Origin of the sequence: Candidatus Sulfuricurvum sp. RIFRC-1 (assembly GCF_000310245.1) — a bacterium.
GTDB lineage: Bacteria > Campylobacterota > Campylobacteria > Campylobacterales > Sulfurimonadaceae > Sulfuricurvum.
Window position 1 is genome coordinate 303,270 of the sequence record NC_020505.1, and the last position, 19,422, is coordinate 322,691.

Consider the following 19,422-nt stretch of genomic DNA (forward strand, 5'->3'; position numbering starts at 1 on the left):
GAATGAAATACAATGTTGAATTGGCATTAAAAAATAAAACGGAATCGTACGCGTTTAATCAAGTTGCGGCACAAGCCAATGGAGCTGCATGGCTTAAATGTGGAGATACCGTTATTTTAGCAACGGTTGTTGTCGATGAGACCGATTTTGTGGATGAGGATTTTTTACCTTTGACGGTTCAATACATCGAGAAAAGTTATGCTGCCGGAAAATTTCCGGGGGGCTTTATCAAACGTGAGACGAAACCGAGTGATTTTGAAACATTGACGTCACGTATTGTCGATCGTTCATTGCGTCCGCTATTCCCGAAAGGATTTGCGAATCCGGTTCAAATCACGGTTATGGTTTTGAGTGCCGATAAAGAGGCCGATTTACAAGTACTGGCACTCAATGCTGCGTCTGCCGCTCTTTATGTTTCTGATATTGATATTTTTAACTCGGTGAGTGCGGTGCGCGTCGGTAAAATCGACGGAGAGATTGTTTTCAATCCGACACGCAGCCAAATCGAACAGAGTACTCTCGATTTGTATTTGGCGGGTAGCAAAGAAGATATGTTGATGATCGAGATGCAAACGCTCGGATCTGATGAAGTGGAGATTCTCGAGATGGGGATGATCGATCCGTTGGTTGATCCCTCTATGAGTCTACCCGCGATCCCTGTACGTGTCTCTAATGCGATGAATGAAGATGACCTTATCCGTGTTCTCGCATCGGCACAAGAATCTTTGAGTGAAGCGAACAGTGCGTATGAGGCTGCGTTTAAACCATTCGCGTCAGAGCCGTTTGAGATTCAGTACGTGATCAGTGAAATGAACGGTGAAATGATCGACTATGTCCGTGCCAATCATACGGAAGATCTAAAGCGCGGCATTAATCAAATGGCAAAAACGGAACGCTCTACCGCATTGCGTACGATCCGTAAAACGATCATGAATGAAAAACCGCAGTGGAATGAACACGATTTGAAAAAAGCGATCGAATCGGTAAAACGTACCATGGTTCGTACTCAGATCTTGAATGAAAAGGTACGTGCAGACGGTCGTGCGCTCAATGAAGTACGTCCGATTCGTATTGAGACGAATGTATTGCCAAGTGCCCATGCATCAGCCCTCTTTACCCGTGGACAGACCCAAGCGTTGGTTGTTTTGACACTCGGCGGGGCTAAAGATGCGCAGATGTTTGAAAATCTTACCGACAGCGGCACTCAAAACGAAGGGTTTATGGTCCACTATAACTTTCCGGGGTTCAGCGTGGGTGAGCCCTCTCCGATAGGTGCGCCGCGCCGTCGTGAGTTGGGACATGGAAATTTGGCTAAACGTGCTTTGGAAGGTGCGTGTGTCCGTAACGGTCAAACCATTCGCTTAGTTTCCGAGATTCTTGAGTCCAACGGTTCTTCGTCAATGGCAACGGTCTGCGGCGGTTATATGGCACTTCGTGCGGGTGATATCGAGATGGCGGACCCGATTGCCGGTGTTGCGATGGGGATGGTTCAAGAGGGTTCACGTCACGCGATTTTGACCGATATTATGGGACTTGAAGATCATGACGGAGATTTGGATTTCAAAGTAGCGGGTTCCAAAGAGGGGATTACCGCGATGCAGATGGATATCAAACTCGGCGGTATCCATCTCGATGTTCTCAAAGAGGCTCTTTATCAAGCCAAAGAAGGTCGTGCCCATATCATTGACATTATGATGGGTGCGGAAGATAGTATCGAGCTTAACGAGGGGACGTTGCCGAGTACCGATCTTTTCCATATTGATCCGAGTTTTATCGGCGATATCATCGGACAAGCGGGAAAAACAATCCGTGAGATCATTGAACGTTTCGATGTAACCATCGATATCGATAAGAAAAAAGGCTCAGTCAAGCTGACCGGTAAAAATCGAGACGGGCTTCGCGGAGCACGCGATCACATCGAAGGGATCGTAAGCGGATCTACCCCTGTGGAAAAAGTGGAATATAAAGTGGGGGATGTTGTCAAAGGGAAGGTGAAAAAGATCGTTGATTTTGGCGCTTTTATCGAGCTTCCGGGGGGAATTGACGGCTTGATCCATATTTCTAAACTTTCCGACGGACATATCTCTCGTGTGAGCGATGTGGTGAATGAAGGGGATGAGCTGATGGTGGAGATCGTCGAGTTCAAAGGAAACAAGATCGGATTAGGGCGAGCTAAGTAATCATTTTCATGTTACACACTAAAACGAATTCATCCGTTTTAGTGGCAGGGACAAATGTCCCTACAACCCCCTAAAGCTACAAAAAACATTGTTTTTTGAGAATTCAGTAACCTTTTAGTTCTTTGGTTTTATAATTCCACCCACAAAGTGATAAGTAGGGACACTATCCGAACAGACTTTGATTTAAATACGGAGATTACTCATGAAAAAAGTTCTTTTTCTTATGCTCGCTCTTGTTGCTTCAGTATTCGGTGCTGAAGAAGCGGTAGCGGTTGTTGAAGCTGCTGTTGAAGCGGCACCTGCTGCGGCTGCTGCATCTGCAGACGTTGCTAACCAAACATTGAAAGCGTATTCTATGATCGCTGCGGGTGTTGGTCTTGGTTTGGCTGCTCTTGGTGGAGCAATCGGTATGGGTAGCACTGCTGCTGCAACTATCGCTGGTACAGCTCGTAACCCGGGTCTTGGCGGAAAATTGATGACAACTATGTTCATCGCTCTTGCTATGATCGAAGCACAAGTTATTTATACACTTGTTATCGCTCTTATCGCTCTTTACGCTAACCCATACTTGGCTGCGTAAGTTCGATCTTTCTTTCTCTCAAGCTACGGCTTGAGAATTTTCTTTAACGCGGACGTGGTGGAACGGTAGACACACTACCTTGAGGTGGTAGCGCATTACGTGTGTGGGGGTTCAAATCCCCCCGTCCGCACCATCTATTTTTAAACTCCTGTTTTACATACTTCTTTAAATTTCCCCCCCAAAAAAAATTGCAACGAAAGCTTAATTATTCTCTTTACAGCATCTTTTATCTCTTATTAAATCATCCTTGTAATGGTGTATAATAATCCTACTTTAGTTTAGGACAATTGCAATGCTACTCAGTGATCTTGTTACGCATAAAAAAGATTTTCTCTCTTCAGACGTATCCTTATTTGATGCCATAGAACGAATGGGTAAAGAGGGTATTAGCCATATTGTCTTGATTGAAAATAATGTGGCTGTAGGTGTATTGACACTCAGAGATATTATTGGACTTTATCGTAACGGGATTGAAGGAGAAAAAAAAGCGATTGATTATGCAACCTATCCCACTATCTCCATTCATGACGATCGTCCGGTTGAAATGGCGGTAGAATTAATGATAGACTATGAAATACGCCGACTGGTATTGATCGATGAAAATGGGAAATACCTCTGCACTCTTACCCAAAGTGATGTATTGACTTACTATGAGAGCGAAGTACACACCGCACAGGAAGTTTTTCAGTGTTTAAATCGCCGAAATTGTGCCATTACGGTAGACCATGATGCGAGTGTGTATGATGCTATTAGTTTAATGCAGCATAAAAATCGAGATGTTCTGATTGTTCTGAATCAAACGTTACCGGTCGGAATTGTGACGGAACAGGATGTATTGGAATTAGCGTATCGTCAGGTAGATAGCAGGGAATCTATTGCCCGATATATGCATTCACCCATTATAACAGTGGAATTGAACGAAAAGATCCATCATGCGATTGAGATTATGAAAGAGCGTGATATCCATCACTTGATGGTATGGGGGAGAGACAAAGAACTTTATCTTTTGAGTGAAAAAGACATGCTTCTGAATTACAGTACAGCATTAGAAATGAAGCTCGAATCAAAACTGCGTGACAGCAAAGCAACGTATAATCTTTTGGGCCTTGCATTTTGTGAAATCATCGATATAGGTGAAGACCAGATTATCAAGTGGTTGAATGCAGAAGCAATGATGACGTTTCAAATTAAGATTGATGATTCGGTATCAAAAATGTTTCCGGCCGGGGTTTGGAATGGTTTGATGGTTACACTAAGAATGCATGGAGGAGTCGATAAAGAAAAAATCGAAATTGCTGATCGTGTGTATGAAGTGACATTAATCGAGGCAGAGGTGAACAGCCAAGCCATTATGAAACTTTTTTTGAACGATATTAGCGAATTGATCTATTTGGGTGAAGAGCTTCGCAAGAGTTTAGAACATACGATTGAGTTGGAAAAAGAGAAAAGTAAACTTTATCTGGATGTTGCTTCCGTCATATGTTTGGCCCTTAATCAGGAGGGGATAGTCGAGCTGATAAATCCCAAAGGGTGTGAAGTATTAGGGGTGAACCAAGAAGAGGTTATCGGAAAAAATTGGTTCGATACGTTTGTTGTGTATGAACAGGTGGGGCAGGTTAAAGAACTATTTTATGAAATCATGAACGGGGAACGGGAGTTGGTTGAATATTTTGAAAACAGAATATGGACCAAAAAAGGGGATGAACGGATTATCGCATGGCATAGCGCACTGATCAAAGACAGTGAAGGGAAGAATATCGGAACATTTTCATCGGGAGATGATATTACCCGTCTTCAAGAATCGGAACGCGAAATTGAGCGGATGGCCCATTACGATATGCTTACCAACCTTCCGAATCGATTATTGCTCAATGCAAGGTTGAAACATTCGATAGAACGCTGCAATCGTGAAAATACCAAACTGGCGGCCATCTATATCGATATCGATAATTTTAAAGATATTAATGAATCGTACGGGTATACGGTCGGTGATGCGGTGATCATGGAAGTAGCCTTTAAAATGGAAGAGATTATTCGTCGTGAAGATACGATTGCACGTATCGGCGGTGATGAGTTTATCATTGTCTTGGAATCGTTACAGGATTTACGTGAATGCGATCGTATATTAAAAGAAGTGATTCGGATATTTGAAGAGAGTATACATACTAAGGATAATGATTTTCTTCTCAGTGCCAGCATGGGAATAACCATTTACCCCGATGATGGCGAAGATGCGCAAACATTGCTTAAAAATGCAGATATTGCACTGCGCCGAGCCAAAGAGGCCGGACGAAGCAACTATTGCTATTTTGCGCAAGAGATGAGCGTTCAGCTTTTTGAACGGGTTTTGATGGAGCGGGAGTTGCGTCGGGCGGTTGATGAAAAAGAGTTTGTGGTGTATTATCAGCCGCAAGTCGATCTTTTGTCGGGTCGGGTGATCGGGGCTGAAGCGCTGGTGCGGTGGAAACACCCTTCACTGGGGATTGTGCGCCCTGATATGTTTATCCCTTTGGCGGAGTCCAATCAGCTGATCATCCCTATCGGCGAACAGGTCTTGGCGCAATCGTGCTCAACAACAAAGCGTTTAATCGATGAGGGACTATTTTCGGGAAGGATATCGGTAAACGTATCGGGAAAACAGTTTGAACGTCCTGATGTGGTGGAAACGTTGAGCCGAATTATCGATGAGAGCGGTTTGGAACACAAGTATGTCGAACTGGAGATTACCGAGAGTGTTTTGATGAGTAATCCGAAAGTGCTGGGACAAAAACTGATTGAGCTTAAAGCGTTGGGGATTGAAGTCGCAATCGATGATTTTGGTACAGGGTATTCGAGTTTGAGTTATTTAAAAACCTTTCCGATCGATAAACTCAAAATTGATCAGTCATTTATTCGCGGATTAGAGAGTGATGAACAAGATCGTGCAATCGTCAAAGCAATCATTGCAATGGCCGATGCGTTAGGGCTTAAAACGATTGCTGAGGGGATCGAAGAAGTACCGCAATCCGTATTATTAAAAGAGTATGGATGCCAACAGGGTCAGGGATATCTGTATGCAAGACCGCTTAGTGAAGACAAATTTGTTGATTTTTTGAAGTATAATGAGGTATCCAAATCATAAGGATTGAACATGGCTTATATTACACAATTAAAACATTTGATTCAAAACGAGTTGATTCCCGATGTGGAAGAACATATTGACGATATTTTCGAATCAATCGCATCACAAAAAGATGCAACCGTAGAAGAACGTGCACAGCTTGAAGATATGCAGGCGTTGCGTGATGAGTATAAAGAACTTCTCACAGAGCTTAATAGCGGCGACATCGATGAAGAAGAAGCAGAGCAGCTTTACACCGAACTTACTTCCATGCGCGAAGGAGAAGGTGATGGAGAGGATGACCTTTACGATGACGAAGATGATGAAGACGAAGATGATTACGATGAGTTCGATATTGATGCTGAAGATGATCAGTATTAATGGCTAAATTCGTACTTCTCGATACGGAGACGACGGGTGCAGGGGATAATGATCGTATTATTCAACTGGGATATATGGTTCTAGACGGTAAAAAAGTCGAGGTCTATAACGATTTGTGTTCCGCTGAGGTTCCCATCGGCTATGGTGCAATGGAAGTACATGGCATTACCCCTGACATGATAGAGGGGAAGCCAGAATGTACGCAAACAAATGCCTTCCAAACTCTACATGAGCTCAATACTCCTGAGAATGTCCTCATTATTCACAACGCCCCATTTGATTTGGGAATGTTGGCTAAAGAAAATTTTACCTCTCAGATGCGTCTGATTGATACCTTGCGCTGCGCACGCCATCTGTTTGAGGATGAAGAGGCTCATCGATTGCAGTATTTTCGTTATCGCTTTGGATTGTATAAAATCGAACAAGCCGAAGCGGATGCGCTAGGGATCGTCGTTAAAGCGCACGATGCGATCGGTGATGTTTTGGTGTTGAAACTGTTTCTCACTGAGCTTCGAAAACGATTACAAGAACGCTTTGCGGGGGTAAATCCAATCGATAAAATGGTGGAGCTTACTCAAACACCGGTATTTTATACACGACCGTTGAAGTTTGGAAAGTATAAAGGGAAAACCCTCAGTGAGATTGCCGAAGCGGACAAAGGATATCTAACCTGGATGCTGGGTAACATGGATAGCCTCGATGAGGATATGCGTTACAGTATTGGACGGGTTTTAGGTAATTCCTAAAACGTTGTTTTTGTCGAGGTGGCAATTTCGCTTAGGCGATACGCCGCATCGACATGCCCTGCGCGCATCGCTTTTTTCCACCACTCCATCGCTTTATCCACATCTTTTTCAACACCTTCGCCGTAAAAATAGATCATCCCCATATGAAACTGCGCTTCAGGATCACGTTTGTAAGCGGCTAATGGGTAGAGAAGCTCATGGGCTTTGGTAAAATCTCCCGCATCATACGCGGCAATTCCCTCATAAAGTTCGTCCATCGTTAAAATCCTTTTAAACTATTGATGACATTATACCTTTGTGTAAGTTTTTTAGAGTGAGTGAATATAATACGCGTTATGAACTATGATGAGCTTTGCGATAAATCGATTCTACTGTTGGGAAAAACCCGTGCATTGAGTGAAGAGGAATTTGATGCTCTTCTTAAATTGCATAAAATCACACGTGTCGGCAGTTTCACCGATGATGTTTCCCTCATTATCGAAGGGAGAATGATGAATCCCTACGAGCAGGTCGAATTGGCGCATCTTTATGAGACACAGAATGCCCCTATTGTGGAAATTTCAAGTGTAGAGGAGTGGCTATGCCGCTCCATCGAACCCAATCGATTACTAATGAGCCTGAAGCTTTCCCGCAACCAAGAGCGTCTGGTTGATTTTCTACAAAATCCCTATATCACCGATGAACTTTTTTTCAAACTTCTCAAACTGTACGATTGGCAGAATGAGGGGTTGTTTGACAACGATACCAACCGAGATGTCACCGCTTCGATCATCGGGCGGTTTTACGTCGATCTGGATCGTAATCATAATGTTCAGTATGCGATGAGCGGATTGGCCCATTTGATTGAGCAGTACGGAAGCAAAGAACTCATAAGTGCGATAGCGGAGCTTCCCCCGATAGCCAATGAAATCAAACATCCGAGAGATCGCTCTTTGAACGGGGTGTTGGATGCAATAGCACTTCATTCGGAAACACAGGAAAGTATTTTACGTCTGTTGTTGGGTGAGCGTGCTGCTTTGTTAGCCCATCGGGAACCGTTGGCATTGGAGATCGGATTGTTAGAGCTGAACGATGAAGAGGTCAATAGGATACTGGCTCAAAACACGACCTTATCCCAGAAGGGAGCGTTGCAGTTAGAAGCAAAATATCCGAATGTGATTGCTTCGAAAACGGTGTTGCGTGAGGAAAGCTTTGATCGTTTAGTTGAGCAATACGCACAGGATTTGGCGAGCAATCCAAGCCTCACCCCCATGATGCAACAAAAACTCTTTTCACTAAATAATAATGCCGTATCGGGGGCACTTGCTTCCAACTCTCATGTAGAGAGGAGAATACTGGAGGAGCTTTTCGAGAGTGGAAAATTTTACTTACAGCTTGCTTCCAACTCATCGCTTTCTTCGGATATGCTGGAGTCGCTTGCGGCAGATGGTGATGCCGAGGTATTGTCTGCCTTAGCTGCAAACACAGCAACTCCGATAGAGACACTCTATCAGCTCTCTTTTGATCGGCGGTATGAGAGGGCGGTGAAAACAAACCCCGCGTTCGGAAAATATATACAAACTCATAATATAGGATGGTTTTAATGCGCAGTTCATATGCGAAAACGACGATCGAATCGTTGATCGTCTCTCAGATCCCGACCTTTTTGTGGGGGGCTCCGGGAATTGGGAAATCTTCTATCATCAAACAGATCGCCTTTGAGAAAAATCTCGAATGCATCGATTTGCGTCTCTCCCTCCTTGATCCTACCGATCTCAAAGGGATTCCGTTTTATGAGCGTGATTCCCATACTGCTCTCTGGGCACCCCCGTCGTTTCTTCCGCGCGAGGGGGTGGGAATATTGTTTCTCGATGAGCTCAATGCGGCCGCTCCCGCCGTGCAAGCTTCGGCGTATCAGCTGATTTTGGATCGTAAAGTAGGGGAATATACCCTCCCCGATGGGTGGTCGATCGTCGCGGCAGGAAATCGTGAAAGCGATCGAGGGGTAGTTTATCGTCTCCCCTCGCCGCTGGCGAACCGATTTGTCCATATCGAGATGGAGGTGAGCGTGGAGGATTGGCGTTATTGGGCAGTGAAAATGCGTATTGATCCCCGTCTGATCGCCTACATCGGATTTAAAAACAGCGCACTATTTGGATTCGATCCACTCAAAAACGTCCGCAGTTTCGCTACACCGCGCAGTTGGGAAGCGGTCCATAAGATCCTTCAAAGCTCGTTGCCGCAAAATCTCTTACTCGAAGCGATTGCGGGTGCGGTGGGAGAAGATGCCGCGATCGATTTTTTAGGCTACTGTAAAATCATGGATCATCTCCCCGATGTCGATGCGATTTTACGAGGCGAAGAGAGTGAAGCGCCGAGTGAACTCTCTACCCTCTATGCCCTCTCCAACGTCCTTGTATCCCGAGTGTTGCACACGCGCGATGAAGAAGAACTTTCTAACGTATTGCGTTACACCCTCAAACTCAAAAATGAGTTTGCCGTCCTCATCGTCCAAGACCTCCAGCGTCAAGGTGTAGCGATGGAACATCTGGATGCCTTCGGCGAGTGGGTCGAGGCATACGCCTATCTGCTATGATCGATTTCCCCCCTCTCAAAGCCAAACTCCTCCTCGATTATCCGTTTTTCGGAACCATCGCCAGCGGCATGGAAACAATCGTGAATGACAACATCGAGAGCTTTGCAACAAGAGAGAACCGTTTTGAGTATCGTGAAGCCTATATGGAAAGTCTGAGTGAGGGGGAGCGAATATTTACCCTCTGCAACGCCGCGCTGCATGAAGCCCTTGCTCATACCCATAGACGGGGAAATCGCAGTCCTTGGCTGTGGAATATGGCGTGCGATTACGCGATTAATACGCTGCTGATCGAGAGTGGTTTTTCTCCTCCTTCTGCTATCACCTACGATAAGCGTTTCGGGAATCTCAGTGCCGAAGAGATTTATCATGAGCTCTCACTGGAGTTTTTGGATCAGGAACAAAATGACCGTGACAGTGACGAGGAGAGAGAAGGGGATTCTCTCGATGAAAAACTCTCACGTGCCCAGCGTGAAAAACGCTCCCTTGAGGCATTGGAGAAATCGGATCCTCTCAGTGCTGAAATCCACCATCTGATCCAACCTAACCAAAAGAGTTTTATCGACTGGAGAAGTGAGTTACGCGAGAGTGTCGGGGGGCATTATGTCAGCGATTACACTCTGATACCGCCGAGTAAAAAGCTCCTCTATGATGGGGTCTATCTGCCGGGGGTTCATTCGCGTCATTTGGAGTTAGCCATAGCGATTGACAGCTCGGGATCGGTGGATGAGGTGTTGTTGGCACAGTTTATCGCCGAAGTCGAATCGATTACTGAATTGTTTGGTTCGTACACCATCGACCTGATCGTTTGTGATGATCGCATCCGAAGCCAGACCCGATTTGAGCGGGGAGAATCTATCACGTATGCTCTTAGCGGAGGAGGAGGGACCGATTTTAATCCGGTCTTTGAGCTGATAGAGTCATGGATGTACCGTCCGAAAATCCTCCTCTATTTTAGTGATCTAGACGGTAAATTCCCCCCTTATGAGCCGCCGTATGAGACATTATGGATTTCACCGATGAAGGGTGAAGTTCCGTTTGGAAGAGTGATTGAGCTAAAGGATGAGAATGGTTGAAAATGCGTTGAAAATAGTGGAACACTCCAACCTCTTTATCACCGGCGGTGCAGGATCGGGTAAAACGACCCTTACACGTGCAATCATCGAGGATGCGGTGGAAAAAGGGAAATCAGTAGCCCGTCTCGCCTCGACGGGGATGGCGGCGACGCTGATCGGGGGGCAGACACTCCACAGCTTTTTTGATCTTGGGATTGCTTCGTCTCAAGAGGAGTTGGAACGCAACGGCAAGATTGAGCCTTCTAAAAAGATCATCAAACTCATCCGTTCCATGCAGATTATCGTTATCGATGAGATTTCGATGGTGGGGGCACCTTTGCTTGACATGATCCGTCTGCGATTGTTGCAAGCCGAATTTAACGGACGACTCATTGTGGTAGGGGATTTCTTACAGCTCCCCCCCGTAACACGAGGGAATGAACCAATCTATTTTGCGTTTGAGTCTCCCTCATGGGAGCGACTTGGGTTTGAGACCCTTCATTTAGAGGGGTCATACCGTACCCACGAAGCGGAATTTTTGGAATTGCTTGAAAAAGTACGTCATGCGAGGCTTGATGAAGCGGCGCACGATGCGCTCGAAGCATTGGTCAAACCGCTGAACGAGGATATGTCTACGATGACACTGTTGTTTGGAAAAAACATCAGTGCCCAAAACCATAACCGCGCTCAGTTGGAGCACCTAAACGGCGAGATTATCGAAGTTGAAACCTATGTCACGATTCATGATAAAAAGATGCAGGATCGCGACGTAGAGCGGTTTATGAGTGAGAGCCGTATCGAGCCGATTTTGGCTTTGAAGGTGGGTGCCCCCATCCTCTTTACCCGCAACGCATGGAACTACTACAACGGCGAGCGGGGGCGGATCACCTCCATCGAAGAGGATCTGATTTGGATCAAAAAAGAAGATGGTGTGAGTGTGAAAGTGGAGCGTGTCGATAGCACTAAAACACGGTGGATCGAAAAAGGGAGTACGGCAAGCGAAGAGAAACTGATCACCCTCAGCCAGTTTCCGATCACGCTAGCCTTTGCGATTACGATCCATAAATCGCAGGGGATGAGCTTGGCCGATTACGTCATCGAGAGCAATGAAATTTTTGCTCCGTCCCAGTTTTATGTGGCGTTGTCACGTTCCGTGTCGGCACATCGGGTGACATTAATTCGTCCGAATCGGGGGTGGGAAAAACTTTGCTTTGTCCACCCCAAAGCGAAACAATTTAGCGAGGGTTTGTAAACGCCGCACCGATAATGACCCGATAGGAGAACATCGTGCTAAATACCGCCGCGAGCAACGCCACCGCCACCATCATATACATGACGGCGAGCTGATACGAAATGGCGCTTAGCGGATCGGCACCCGCGAGGAGCATCCCCGTCGTTATACCGGGGATGTGGATGATTCCGACCGTTTGGAGCATATTAAGCGTCGGGATCATCGAAGCTTTGACGGAGGCTTTCGAGGCAAAGCTAAGCGCTTCTTTGAGCGGCGCACCCAGCGCCACCATCCCCTCGATAATCTCAATCGTATTTTTTACCTCTGCACGGAACCGCTCGGTGCTTTGGGTATAGACGTTGAGGGCGTTGCCGATAATCATCCCCCCGATAGGGATCATCTCATGGGGAACCATGTGGATCACCCCAAATGCCATCATTGAGAGAAAAACAATCCCCGATGAAGCTCCGAGGGTAAAAAAGGCGATTTTAAAACTGTGCTCACCTAAAGGGGAGCGTTTTTTTGCCGTATACGCTCCGAATGTCACCATCCCCAGTAATACGAAAAATAAGAGTGATGGGTGTTCGATTTTAAAGAGATAAACGAGAGCATACCCGAGGAGCCCCAACTGCACCATCGCCAAAATCGAGTTGGTGAGGATTTTTTTCTCCAAACCGAACTGTTCACGGCGTGAGTACCAGAGAGCGAAAATAATAAGAGCGTAAGAGGCTAAAAAAGAGTATTGCATAAGCTATTATACAAGGTTCTACACCACGGTAATCTCTATCTTTTTATTAAAAGCATTTCCGAGTTTTTGCAAGAAATCAATCCCGACATTGACCGAACCGTTTTCGATGCGGCTAATGACCGTTTGTGTCGTTCCTAGCTTTTTTGCCAATTCACCTTGGGTGAGTTTGTATTGCAACCGAAGTCCGACTAAAATATCGATAATTTTAAAGCGTAACTCTTTTTGCTGATACGCCGTTTTAAACTCTTCGTTTTGTAGTGATTCGTTTAGATGGTGTTGAAAATCATCCATTTTGTACCTCTTTTAGCCGTTTGATGGCAATTTCAAGTTCTTTTCTTGGTGTGCTCTGGGTTTTCTTTTGAAACCCATGAAGCATCACGAACGTTTTGTCTGTGTAGGCAAAATACAATACCCGATAAATACCGGAGTTGTCTTTAGCCCGTACTTCGTAAATCTTTTGTTCTAACGGTCTTACAAATGGTAGACCCAACTCTGTACCGTATTTTTGTAACAGAGTGAATATCCTGAATATTTCAGCTTTCGGTTCATTGCTGATATCCTCTAACCACTCTTTTACGGGTAACTTACCGTTTTGGTTTTGATAATAATTTATTTTCCACTGCATCGCTATTATATCTTATTAGATATATTTTTGTCAATTGAGATGGTAAAATAGGATGACATCATTACATACCTTTTATGGTGATGCTAACAGTATAAGAGTGATTTTTTAGAAGAGAATGAAAAATGACAAATTGCAATATTAAGAAGAAAAATGAGCTTTTACCGCTGAGGTAAAACATAGCGTTAGCGTAGCCGAAGGGATTTTATTCCTTCGGCGTTTAAATTATAATGTTTCTGCGTGTTCTGCAAGGTATTCCGCAACACCCTCAGTGCTCGCTTTCATTCCTGCGTCACCTTTTGCCCAGCCTGCCGGACAAACTTCACCGTGCTCGTTGGTAAACAACATCGCATCGATCATACGAAGCATCTCATCGATGTTACGTCCGAGTGGAAGGTCGTTGATGACTGCGTGACGAATCGTTCCGTCTTTATCGATCAAAAACGATCCGCGAAGTGCAACCGATTCACCGAATAATACGTCGTAATCACGTGAGATTTGTTTGTTAAGGTCTGCTACCAATGGGTAACGAACTTGACCGATACCGCCTTGGTTTACCGGAGTATTTTTCCATGCGAAGTGGCTGAATTGTGAGTCAACCGATACACCGATAACGTTGATTCCGCGTTCTGTAAATGCATCAAGACGGTGATCAAATGCGATCAATTCAGATGGACAAACAAATGTAAAGTCCAATGGGTAGAAGAACAATACGGCACCTTTTTCGCCGAGGTTTTCGTAGAGGTTGAAATTATCAACGATTTGATTGTTTCCAAGAACGGTTGTAGCGGTAAAGTCAGGAGCTTTTTTGGTAACGAGCATGTGATTTCCTTGTGTGGTTTTTGAGTAATATGAGGAAATTGTAACACACGAAGATTAATTCAAATAAGAACTCAGAAAGTAACCCTAAATTCTAAAGGAAAATTTTTATTATTTAGAATAAAACAGGTAGTTTCACTTACTTGCTTAGGATATAATCACTCTATGATTACCTTTAGATACCTTTTTTCGATGATGCGCGATTACAAGCCCCAGTTGCTTCGCGGTAATATGATCGCGATTATTGCGACGCTGGTCAGTATCCCTATCCCTCTTCTCATCCCTTTGCTGGTCGATGAGGTATTGCTCCATAAAGGGGGGTGGATCACCGATGAAATCGATAAATTTACCCCGTTGCACGAGCCGCTTTTGTATATCGGGATTGTGTTGTTAGTAACAATCTCGCTTCGATTTTTATTTTTCGTTCTCAGCGTCCTTTCTCAGCGCTATTTCATTACCCTCTCCCAAGAGATGAGTTTCAAAATCCGAACCCAAGCCCTGAATCATCTCAAATGCGTCTCGATGTCTGCGTATGAGGCTCTGGGAAGTGGAAAAGTCGTTACCCATCTGGTGACCGATATCGATACGATCGAGCATTTTTTGAGCAGTGCCCTCTCCAAACTGATCGTCTCGGTAGCAACGCTCATCGGTGTAGCGGTGGTGTTGATTTGGATCAATCCTCTGTTTGGGATTTTGATCCTTATTTTTCAGCCGATGATTATGATCGTGACACGCAAGATTTCGGGTCGGGTCGGGTTACTTAAAAAAGAGCAAAACCGTACCATCGGCGAGCTTTCCGATAGCTTGACTCAGATGTGTGATCTTTTCGGGCAGATCCGCGCGAGCAACAAAGAGGAGCGTTTTATCGAGCGCAGTATTGTTCAGGCACAGAAGCTAAAAGAGAGTGCCGGACGCTACGGTATACAGGCATTGCGGGGCGAGCGGTTTTCGTATACTCTTTTCTTGAGCGGATTTGAGATATTCAGAGCGTTGGGGTTAGTGATGGTGTTGTTCTCCGACCTCTCTATCGGGCTGATGTTCGGGATATTCGGATATTTATGGTTTATGATGACACCGGTGCAGGAGTTGCTCTCCTTGCAATACAGCTTTGCCAACGCAAAAAATGCCCTTGCACGACTCAACGAACTTTTGGCATTGCCAAAAGAGCCTTCCTATACTGCACATCATGATCCCTTTGAACACAGTGAAGGGATCAGTATTGAAACCTCTTCGCTGGTTTTCGGGTACGATCCAACTGAACCGATATTGAAAAACCTCACCCTCTCCATCGGTGCCGGGGCAAAAGTGGCGATTATCGGTTCCAGCGGAAGCGGTAAAAGTACCCTGTCGCAACTTTTAGTAGGATTTTATCCGCCGACATCAGGGGATATCCGTTACAATGGAGTGAGTGTTCAGGAGATCGGATTTCCCCGTATACGCGATTCGGTGTTTGTGGTTTTGCAACAGCCGTTGATGTTTAACGAGACGCTCCGATTTAACTTATCGATGGGGGATGACATCAGTGATGAAGCGATTTATGAGGCACTGCGTATTGCCCAGCTCTATGATTTTGTCTCCAGCCTCTCTAACGGACTCGAAACACAAGTAGGAAAACTGGGGATTCGCCTCTCCGGAGGGCAACGTCAGCGACTCAGCATTGCACGGATGGTATTGGCAAACCCGAAAGTGGTTATCTTTGACGAATCAACCTCTGCTTTGGATGTTCATACGGAAAGTGCATTATTTGAAGCATTGGAGAAATTCTTGAAAGGCAAAACGGTAATTATCATCGCCCACCGCCTTAGCACGATTACCAAAGCCGATTATATTTATGTTCTCGAGAACGGCGTTGTCTTGGAAGAGGGTACACGTGAAGCACTGGAACATCTGGATGGAAGTTTTAAAAGCTTTGTCCATAAACAACACTAATAAGAGGAAATAATGGAAAATACAACCTTTGTCCGTTTTATGATTTTTACAGCGTTAGGATTGGTCACTTGGCTTTTTTTCCCTTTTTTAAAAAGTTTTTTTGTCGCTTTTTTATTGGCGATTGTGGTGTTTCCGCTTCACCGAATTGTTGAGGCAAAAGTACGAAATCTTCGCTGGTTCCAGCCCGTTTCCTCGGTGGTTTCGGCAGGGATCGTTACATTGGGACTCTCGTTGATCCTTTTTGCCCCTATCGCTTTGTTTTTGTACCATTTACTCGGTCAGCCTTCATCTGCTGTTGCGACACTCAAATCGCTCGGGAGTGAGATTGATACGCTCCCCTCCCATCTTCCTAGTTTTCTTTCATGGTTAAAAGAGCCGTTCGATCAGCTGATCGTGATGGGGAAACTTCATAAAGAAGAAATTATTACCGCTATCGCCGGATGGCTTGGAAGCGGGTTAAAAACATTTGTCTCCATGTTGGGCGAGATGGCGATGATCGTCGTTTTTTTCTTTTTCCTTAGCTGGTACGGACGCAGTATTATGCTCTTTATTCTCCCGATTATCCCCCTCTCACGGAGTATAAAACGGGCATTTTTCAACGATATATTGACGACTACAGCGGTTGTCTTTTACACGCTTGGCGGAGTCATGATCGCTCAGGGGTTGGCATTTGGTGTTTTTATCGCATTTTTTGATGGCTATAACCCGTTTTTACTTGGCTTTATGACCGCCATTTCTGCGATTATCCCCGTTTTCGGTACAGGATTGGTGTGGATCCCTATTGCATTGAATGAGTATTTCCACGGCAATATATTCAATGCTGTGATTATTGCAATTTATTCCTGGGCAATGTTGGCATTTTTTATCGATAATATTATAAAACTGGTGATTTTGAACTTTGTCAATCGAACTCTGAGTGAGGGGAAAAGCCGTATGAATGAATTTTTGATTTTCTTTTCGATTGTCGGAGGTTTGGCGACATTTGGATTTTGGGGATTTATTTTCGGTCCGGCAATCGTGGCATTTGCGGTAACGACACTCCGAATGCTCCGTAAAGCAAATCGAAGTGCATTGCATTAAGTGGCTTGCAGGGTTTTAACCTCTTCACGCAACTTTGAGAGTTCTGCCATAATCGCGGTGATCTCATCGGTTGTTTTTGGCTCACTCCCATGAGTGTAACGTTCGATGGTGGATTGAACACTCTGGGTTAAATCATCGAGTTTGCTTTTTGCTTTGTCGATCAGGGCATTATGATCGATGTTGAGATTTCCCTCGAGTTCATGGATTTTATCGACGATTTCGTCTTGGTGTTTAAAGAGATAATATCCAGCGGCTGCACCGATAGCGGCACCGAGGATAAAACTGAGCGTGTTATTTTGATTCATAGGTTACTCCTTGTTTTTTTTCTTTAGCATTTGAGACAATGCACCGATTGCAAGTGAACCGATCGTCACTTTTGCAATCCCGTTAGAGGCTTTGAGGGCCAGAGATTTGGTTTCGTCATGGACAAACGAGATCAAATCGTGCAGTTCATGCAGCGAGAGTTTTGATTTATCGCTCAGTGATCGTGTCTCCTCTTTGAACTGACCGATTAGCTCATTGACTTCATGAAGGGTGAGCGCCGCTTTTGTCGAGAGAAAACTGAGTTCATTTTGGACATGTGCGGTAAATTCATTAAGCTGCTTCATCGTTTTGAGCATTTGCAAAGCGATGAGAATGATAACGGCCGTAATAAACACACTGCACAGTGCGATAATTCCGACAAAGATGGTTAAGAGTTGATTATCCATGAAATACTCTCCTTGCATGGATGCATCATAGCGCACTAATCCTTACAGTTTTTTTCATCCTCGTTGAGTGACAAAATTAGCTATTATTTGATCCTAGAACCATATGAGGAATTTTGATGATGAAACGAATCTTTGCAACGATGACTGCTGCGTTACTGATAGGTGGATGCTCAACGCTTCAGATAGGGTCAAAAGATCCTTTGAACGGAGAGTGGAAATCCCTCAGCTCGAGTGCCACGATCCGTTTTGATAATGGAAGAATAAGCGGGAGTGATGGGTGTAACCGCTTCGGATCAGCTTATATTTCCAGCGGCGATACCCTAATGATATCGGATAAAATGATGTCGACGATGATGGCATGTGAGCCGGAGCGGATGAAAAGTGCCGATCAGTTTCGTCACGTACTGATGCTCTCTAAACGATACCGCTTAGGCGAAAAAACATTGACACTATTGGGTACGTCAGGAGAAATTCTCGGTGAATTTGTTCGTATAGAAAAACAACCGTAATCCTTTTTTAAGTGATAAAGAGAAGAAAAAAAAGCTGATTACCATACCGGTAGAGTGGGAAGAAAAAATAAGAGAATTTCATGGAGGAACAGTGAGCGCCTATATTTTGATAGCGCTTCAAGAGCGGATGCAAAAAGACGCATTGTTGTGATAACACTGCCATAAGCGAGTTGGCTTAGGAGTGATAAAAGTACTTAGTGTGAGGGCTGTAGTTTTGATTTTTGGTAAAGCTCTACCGTAGCTTGAACGTATCCGTCGATACTTCCGCAGTCGTAACGCTTGCCTTGGAATTTATAGGCGATAACATTTCCGGTGCGTGCTTGTTCCATGAGCGCATCGGTGATTTGGATCTCTCCCCCTTTGCCGGGTTTGGTGGAGCTGAGAATATCAAAGATATCGGGTGTGAGGATATAACGCCCGATAATTGCAAGGTTGGTTGGCGCATCGGCAGGTGAGGGCTTTTCAACCATCGTACTGACGCGATAAATACCCTTTTCAATCTCTTCACCGGCGATAACCCCGTATTTATCGGTATGATTGGGATCGATTTCTTCAATAGCAACGATCGAGCATTGATATTTTTCGTACAATGCGACCATTTGGGTAAGTACCCCTTGATGATCATTGACACATAAATCATCCGCCAAAATGACGGCAAAAGGTTGATGTCCGACTAGCGGTTTTCCGGTTAAGATGGCATGTCCCAGCCCCTTCATCTCTAACTGTCGTGTATAGGAAAAGGTACATTTATCGATAATATGACGAATGTCTGCGAGCATTTTCTCTTTTGATGTCCCTTTGATCTGATGTTCCAGCTCATAACTGATATCAAAATGGTCCTCGATAGCACGTTTTCCGCGACCGGTGACGATTGCCATGGTGTTCATCCCCGCTTCCATCGCCTCTTCTACTCCGTATTGGATAAGAGGTTTTGTGAGTACCGGAAGCATCTCTTTGGGCATTGCTTTGGTAGCGGGTAAGAAACGGGTTCCGTATCCTGCAGCAGGAAATAAACAGACTTGGATCGGAGATTTTTGTTTCATGCATGACCTTAGGGATTTGTATTCGGAAGTTCAACAAAATCCGATAATTGAAAATACGGTTTGGATGGCAATTCATAAAATAACAATAAAACGGGTATTTTCTTTGACATTATACAA

The 19,422-nt window shown here is 44.8% G+C and carries 20 protein-coding genes and 1 tRNA gene; 13 read left to right on the plus strand and 8 right to left on the minus strand.

From position 1 onward, the window contains the following. The first annotated feature begins 2 nt into the window (after window positions 1-2). The 6 genes from B649_RS01570 (at window position 3) to B649_RS01595 (ending at window position 6,987) form a co-directional block, all read left to right on the plus strand. A complete protein-coding gene (locus B649_RS01570; protein WP_015652745.1) occupies window positions 3-2,180 on the plus strand; it encodes a polyribonucleotide nucleotidyltransferase in 2,178 nt (725 codons plus the stop codon). A 202-nt stretch (window positions 2,181-2,382) separates the two neighbouring features. Then, entirely contained in the window at window positions 2,383-2,760 is a 378-nt protein-coding gene (locus tag B649_RS01575; RefSeq protein WP_015652746.1) for a F0F1 ATP synthase subunit C, read from the plus strand. A gap of 48 nt (window positions 2,761-2,808) precedes the next feature. Then, window positions 2,809-2,893 (plus strand) — tRNA-Leu (locus B649_RS01580). 159 nt (window positions 2,894-3,052) lie between these two features. Beyond that, window positions 3,053-5,881: an EAL domain-containing protein gene (locus tag B649_RS12025; protein ID WP_015652747.1), complete on the plus strand. Its 2,829-nt coding sequence runs from the start codon at window positions 3,053-3,055 to the stop codon at window positions 5,879-5,881. 9 nt (window positions 5,882-5,890) lie between these two features. Then, the gene (locus tag B649_RS01590) at window positions 5,891-6,241 is read left to right on the plus strand and encodes a hypothetical protein (protein ID WP_015652748.1); all 351 of its coding nucleotides are present in this window, start codon (window positions 5,891-5,893) and stop codon (window positions 6,239-6,241) included. After that, entirely contained in the window at window positions 6,241-6,987 is a 747-nt protein-coding gene (locus B649_RS01595) for an exonuclease domain-containing protein (protein WP_015652749.1), read from the plus strand. The genes B649_RS01590 and B649_RS01595 overlap by 1 nt, the downstream gene beginning before the upstream one ends. Here B649_RS01595 and B649_RS01600 read toward each other — a convergent pair. Further along, complete coding sequence (locus B649_RS01600; protein ID WP_015652750.1) at window positions 6,984-7,244, minus strand: SEL1-like repeat protein; 261 nt, start codon at window positions 7,242-7,244, stop codon at window positions 6,984-6,986. The genes B649_RS01595 and B649_RS01600 overlap by 4 nt on opposite strands. Before the next feature lie 78 nt (window positions 7,245-7,322). On the opposite strand from B649_RS01600, the gene B649_RS01605 reads away from it, so the two are divergent. The 4 genes from B649_RS01605 to B649_RS01620 are packed head-to-tail and all read left to right on the plus strand — an operon-like array spanning window position 7,323 to window position 11,866. After that, entirely contained in the window at window positions 7,323-8,570 is a 1,248-nt protein-coding gene (locus B649_RS01605; protein ID WP_015652751.1) for a hypothetical protein, read from the plus strand. After that, window positions 8,570-9,562: an AAA family ATPase gene (locus B649_RS01610; RefSeq protein ID WP_015652752.1), complete on the plus strand. Its 993-nt coding sequence runs from the start codon at window positions 8,570-8,572 to the stop codon at window positions 9,560-9,562. Before B649_RS01605 ends, B649_RS01610 begins: the two co-directional genes overlap by 1 nt. Then, on the plus strand, window positions 9,559-10,635 hold the full coding sequence (locus B649_RS01615; RefSeq protein WP_015652753.1) for a VWA-like domain-containing protein: 1,077 nt from the start codon (window positions 9,559-9,561) through the stop codon (window positions 10,633-10,635). Before B649_RS01610 ends, B649_RS01615 begins: the two co-directional genes overlap by 4 nt. Continuing rightward, window positions 10,628-11,866: a DEAD/DEAH box helicase gene (locus B649_RS01620; RefSeq protein ID WP_015652754.1), complete on the plus strand. Its 1,239-nt coding sequence runs from the start codon at window positions 10,628-10,630 to the stop codon at window positions 11,864-11,866. Before B649_RS01615 ends, B649_RS01620 begins: the two co-directional genes overlap by 8 nt. Here B649_RS01620 and fetB read toward each other — a convergent pair. From fetB to B649_RS01640, 4 genes are all read right to left on the minus strand, one after another. Next, a complete protein-coding gene (gene fetB, locus B649_RS01625) occupies window positions 11,850-12,593 on the minus strand; it encodes an iron export ABC transporter permease subunit FetB (protein ID WP_015652755.1) in 744 nt (247 codons plus the stop codon). The two genes, B649_RS01620 and fetB, sit on opposite strands and share 17 nt — an antisense overlap. Window positions 12,594-12,611: 18 nt before the next feature. Further along, window positions 12,612-12,884: a helix-turn-helix transcriptional regulator gene (locus tag B649_RS01630; RefSeq protein ID WP_015652756.1), complete on the minus strand. Its 273-nt coding sequence runs from the start codon at window positions 12,882-12,884 to the stop codon at window positions 12,612-12,614. Further along, window positions 12,877-13,218 (minus strand): type II toxin-antitoxin system RelE/ParE family toxin, encoded by a 342-nt coding sequence (locus tag B649_RS01635; RefSeq protein WP_015652757.1) that lies wholly within the window; start codon window positions 13,216-13,218, stop codon window positions 12,877-12,879. Before B649_RS01635 ends, B649_RS01630 begins: the two co-directional genes overlap by 8 nt. Window positions 13,219-13,440: 222 nt before the next feature. Then, window positions 13,441-14,037 carry a peroxiredoxin gene (locus tag B649_RS01640; protein WP_015652758.1) on the minus strand — a complete coding sequence of 199 codons (597 nt, stop codon included), beginning with the start codon at window positions 14,035-14,037 and terminating at the stop codon, window positions 13,441-13,443. A gap of 162 nt (window positions 14,038-14,199) precedes the next feature. On the opposite strand from B649_RS01640, the gene B649_RS01645 reads away from it, so the two are divergent. Next, window positions 14,200-15,963 (plus strand): ABC transporter ATP-binding protein, encoded by a 1,764-nt coding sequence (locus tag B649_RS01645; protein WP_015652759.1) that lies wholly within the window; start codon window positions 14,200-14,202, stop codon window positions 15,961-15,963. Between the two features lie 12 nt (window positions 15,964-15,975). After that, window positions 15,976-17,043: an AI-2E family transporter gene (locus B649_RS01650; RefSeq protein WP_015652760.1), complete on the plus strand. Its 1,068-nt coding sequence runs from the start codon at window positions 15,976-15,978 to the stop codon at window positions 17,041-17,043. On the opposite strand, the gene B649_RS01655 is transcribed toward B649_RS01650, so the two are convergent. After that, entirely contained in the window at window positions 17,040-17,348 is a 309-nt protein-coding gene (locus B649_RS01655) for a hypothetical protein (protein ID WP_015652761.1), read from the minus strand. The genes B649_RS01650 and B649_RS01655 overlap by 4 nt on opposite strands. Before the next feature lie 3 nt (window positions 17,349-17,351). Next, window positions 17,352-17,753 carry a DUF948 domain-containing protein gene (locus B649_RS01660; RefSeq protein ID WP_015652762.1) on the minus strand — a complete coding sequence of 134 codons (402 nt, stop codon included), beginning with the start codon at window positions 17,751-17,753 and terminating at the stop codon, window positions 17,352-17,354. A gap of 116 nt (window positions 17,754-17,869) precedes the next feature. Here B649_RS01660 and B649_RS01665 point away from each other — a divergent pair, with 116 nt between their 5' ends. Continuing rightward, entirely contained in the window at window positions 17,870-18,262 is a 393-nt protein-coding gene (locus B649_RS01665; protein WP_015652763.1) for an META domain-containing protein, read from the plus strand. 194 nt (window positions 18,263-18,456) lie between these two features. On the opposite strand, the gene galU is transcribed toward B649_RS01665, so the two are convergent. Beyond that, window positions 18,457-19,305, minus strand: a complete 849-nt coding sequence (gene galU, locus B649_RS01670; RefSeq protein ID WP_015652764.1) for a UTP--glucose-1-phosphate uridylyltransferase GalU — start codon at window positions 19,303-19,305, stop codon at window positions 18,457-18,459. Between the last annotated feature and the right edge of the window lie 117 nt (window positions 19,306-19,422).